The 3,895-nt window shown below is 67.5% G+C and carries 4 protein-coding genes; 3 read left to right on the forward strand and 1 reads right to left on the reverse strand.

Annotated features, from left to right (window positions below):
* Positions 1 to 324 precede the first annotated feature (324 nt).
* From AC5WS8_RS38905 to AC5WS8_RS38915, 3 genes are read left to right on the forward strand one after another with little or no spacing between them, the layout of a single operon-like run.
* Positions 325 to 924 (forward strand): molybdopterin-dependent oxidoreductase, encoded by a 600-nt coding sequence (locus tag AC5WS8_RS38905; protein ID WP_496108197.1) that lies wholly within the window; start codon positions 325 to 327, stop codon positions 922 to 924.
* A complete protein-coding gene (locus AC5WS8_RS38910) occupies positions 894 to 1,649 on the forward strand; it encodes a ferredoxin reductase (RefSeq protein ID WP_496108198.1) in 756 nt (251 codons plus the stop codon). The genes AC5WS8_RS38905 and AC5WS8_RS38910 overlap by 31 nt, the downstream gene beginning before the upstream one ends.
* A 1-nt stretch (position 1,650) precedes the next feature.
* Complete coding sequence (locus AC5WS8_RS38915; RefSeq protein WP_496108199.1) at positions 1,651 to 1,962, forward strand: DUF6510 family protein; 312 nt, start codon at positions 1,651 to 1,653, stop codon at positions 1,960 to 1,962.
* Between the two features lie 1,059 nt (positions 1,963 to 3,021).
* Here AC5WS8_RS38915 and AC5WS8_RS38920 read toward each other — a convergent pair.
* Entirely contained in the window at positions 3,022 to 3,666 is a 645-nt protein-coding gene (locus AC5WS8_RS38920) for an RraA family protein (protein WP_496108200.1), read from the reverse strand.
* Positions 3,667 to 3,895: the final 229 nt, after the last annotated feature.

Here is a 3,895-nt window from a genome sequence, read left to right on the forward strand (position 1 = left end):
GACAGCCCGCGGCTGCCAAACAAGCGCTTGATCGACCGAGTGCACCCCTGGGGGCGGGCCCGGGGCGCTCACCGCCCGGGCGACGGTCGGGAATGCGCCCGCTGTGCAAGACCATCTTCGACGCGCGCAGGGAGTTGCGCGCTGAATTGGCGGCCGCCGGGCACTTCGACTGACTGCGCTATGTCTGGATCGACGGCGCGCCGAAGGTCGGAGGTGCAGCTGAGGGCTCTGGGAGAGAAGGTAGATAAGAGGCATGTGTGACCCGTCGCTGATACTTTCAGAGGCGCCTAACCTCACTTTCGACGAGCCGATTAGGTGGCCAGCATGGCGATCATCTCGCGCGGTTTCCACGGCCGACGGCCGCCTGCGGGTAGGAAGCTGCCACCCGGACAGTACGAGACCACGGGCTTTCCGGTCCTCTCGGCCGGGCCCACGCCGTGGATAAGCACAGACGAGTGGGAGCTGTCCGTCACCACGGAGACCGGGAGGCGGCACAACTGGGACTGGGCCGCCCTCACGAAGCTGCCGTCGGAAACCCCGACAGCAGACCTGCACTGCGTGACCAAGTGGTCGAAGTTCGGCACTCGGTGGCTGGGGGTGTCTTTGGACGTCCTGCTCGCCGATGTCGAGACGGCTGCCGAGTACGTCCTCGTCTCCTCCTACGGGGGCTACACCACGAACCTCCCGCTGGAGGATCTTCTGGACGGCAAGGCCTGGATCGCGTACGGCTACGACGGCCAGCCGCTGGCCCCCGAGCATGGCGGTCCGGCCCGACTGCTCGTCCCGCACCTCTACCTCTGGAAGTCCGCGAAGTGGGTGCACGGACTGGAGTTGCGGGAGAACGACATCCCGGGGTTCTGGGAGAGCGCCGGCTACCACAATTACGGAGACCCGTGGCAAGAACAGCGGTATCGAGGAGACTAGGCGACCGGCTCCGATGGAGGGTCGCCGAGGTGACAGAACGTCGCGCTGAGTCCGCGACGGCCGTCACGCTGGTGCTGGAGGTGCCGGAATGGCCCGGCCATCTGGCAGGCCAGCATGTGGACATCCGGCTGACCGCGGAAGACGGCTACAGCACACAACGCAGTTACTCCATCGCTTCGGCCCCGGACGGAACGCGCCTGGAACTGACAGTGCAGCGCGTCTTTGAGGGCGAGGTCTCGCCCTACCTGGTCGACGAACTCATGCCCGGCGACCAGCTGGAACTGCGGGGACCGGTCGGAGGCTGGTTCGTCTGGCAGCCGGAACAGCAAGAACCGGTCCTGCTCGTGGCCGGCGGCTCCGGGCTGGTGCCACTGATGTGCATGATCCGCTCGCGGCATGCAGCCGGCAGCCGGGTTCCCTTCCGGGCGCTGTACTCCCTGCGATCGCCGGCCGATCTGCTGTACGGCCCAGAAATCCGCCAAAGAACACCAGGGGTTGACATCACACACATCTACACCCGGGAAGCGCCACAGCAGTCCGCGCGCCCCCCGGGCCGCATCACACCCGACGACCTGGCACGCCACGGATGGCCACCGGACTTCGCGCCCACCTGCTACGTCTGCGGACCCACGGCATTCGTCGAGAAGGCAGCCGCCTACCTGGTGCTCCTCGGGCACGACCCCGAGCGAGTCCGCACAGAGCGCTTCGGCGGAGGAGAAGACTGAGATGACGGCAGGCACACCGGCAGACCCCGGTAACCCACGCGACGCAGAGGGCGGCTACATCGACGGCAACGCGCTGGCCGGCCCTCTCGCCGAACTCTTCGCGGTCGACCTGACAGCAGCAACCAGCCAGTGCGCGCACTGCAGCAACACAGGGCCCGTCGCGCTCCTGCACGTATACCGCCAGGCACCGGGACTGGTAGCCCGCTGCCAGCAGTGTGGACAAGTCATGCTACGTCTGGTGCGCGCACCGGAGAGGGTCTGGCTGGGCATGAGCGGCATCGCAGTACTGTCGATCCCCGTTGGCGCCGACTGAGCCACCCATGGCCTCGTCGAAGCAGGTACCGCTCCTCGGGTCGGAGAACCGAAGGCCGACGGCTGCTCCCCCTTCCATCACCCAGCGCAGATCGTAGGACGCTTTGTAGGAGGGCGGTCAGAAGGAGCAGAAGCGCCCATTCTCGTCGACGGACCAGGTGGCCGCTTCCAGTAGCCCCAAGTTCCGCTTGAGGTGACAAACCCGAGCGGTGGCCCACCAGCTTTCAGCGGCCCCGCCTTCCGGTCGTGGCGGGCACCACCGAGCTTGCCGCGCCGACGGCGTGCCATCCGCAGGGGGCCCTCCGTCTGGCGTCCTGCCTCGAAGTAGGAGGTGCTCCCGTCGGGTTGGAAAGTCTGGGCCGTGCCATCGCCATAGGCCAGGCGGCCTGCGGTGACAGCGGTGGGGATCTGCTCAGGCGACACGATGGCGCCGTCTTCCGGGTACAAGTTGTCGATATTCCTGGTCACTGTGCGGTCCTTCTCCCTGGCCGACGGTTCCGTTGCTCGGGAAATCCGGCGGGCGTCTTCTGGCTCACCGCGGCGAAGATGATCCCTTGGGCGCCGCAGCACATGAGCGCTTTCCATACCGCTGTACACGGATACCGGCTGGGGCTCTACTGGGCCCCGAGCCGCAAGACGGGGTCGTTGAAGTGGTGGTCAGAAGCGGCCGCCCGTCGCGAGCCCGGCTGCATCGCCCTCACGACCGGGACGGGAGGACGAGGAAGGGTTACCCAATCGGCCCCATCGCTCGTGCCCGGCCCGTCCGGCGACGCTGCGTTGCAAGTCGCCCTCGACCGGCCGGCACGGATGTGGACGCGTGCTTCCAGACGGCAGGGTCCTGGCGCCGTCACGTCCGGCGACGGCCGACTGGACGTCGCGTGCACCGTGACGCCAGGTCCCGACCACCTGGCGGTCTGGGCTTTCGCGAGTGACCTCGCCGTCGTCGGCACCGCGTGGGACCTCGTGCAGCGCCAACGGGACGCACCGGGTCCAGGCGTATGCCTTGGGCGCGACGGGAAGGGGGCCTCCAGCAGCCGCCACTTCGCGCGGGTCTGCGTCGTTACTCACCTGGCTGCGCCTGTTCACCTCTGATGCTCTTCGCAGCCTCGGCTTCCACGGCTGAGATGTCCTCGGCGATGGCAAGCACCCGCCGCAGGCTGGCGGAGGGAATCACGACCCCACCGGCGCTGTCCATGTAGATGTAGTCACCGGGACTCACGCAGACACCGGAAATCTCAACAGCCACAGCGCAGGCGTAGGGCATCACCGTGTCGCCGCCCCATCGGACCGCCTCCCCTCTACACCAGGTAGCGAAGCTGTAGCCACGCAACTGGCCGAAGTCACGTAGCTGGCCGTCGGCGAGGACGCCGGCCAGTCCGGTGCTGTCTGCCCTGGCAAGCTTTGTGCCCCCGCAGTGGGACACGTCGGCGTGCCCTCCACTGGAGAGCACGAGCACCTGGCCCGCCCCGGGCCGGTTCCCGAGTGCTCCGTAGAAGTAGTACCGGAAGTCACGGCCCTCTTCCACCAGGTCCTCGCGATAGGGGAGATAGGAGATGGTGGCTGCAGGCCCGAAGAGATAGCGGAGAGGGTCGGGGCTCGACATGGCGGGTATGTGCGCTCGGTGGCCGTGGACCCGGTTCATGGCGTCGACGAGCGTGGCGCACCCCAGGCGGGCTGCCTTCTGAGCCGGTGTCTCGTCCTCCATCAGCTTCCTCTCTCAAAGGGCCATGGGCTCTGTCCGGCGTACCGCCGGGGCACCGTCAGGTCCTCGGCTTGGCCAGAGCCGCGTGAAGGCTGCGCGTGCCCGGCTTTCTGCATGCTGTGGGCCAGAGCCTCCGTCCGCCGGGCCGGGACCCGAACCGTCGGCACTCCTCCGCGGTGGCCAGTGACGAATAGGCATGCCAGAGAACTGCCCCTAGCGTGTGAGGGTTCTT

It is taken from the genome of Streptomyces sp. PTL18, from assembly GCF_059510295.1.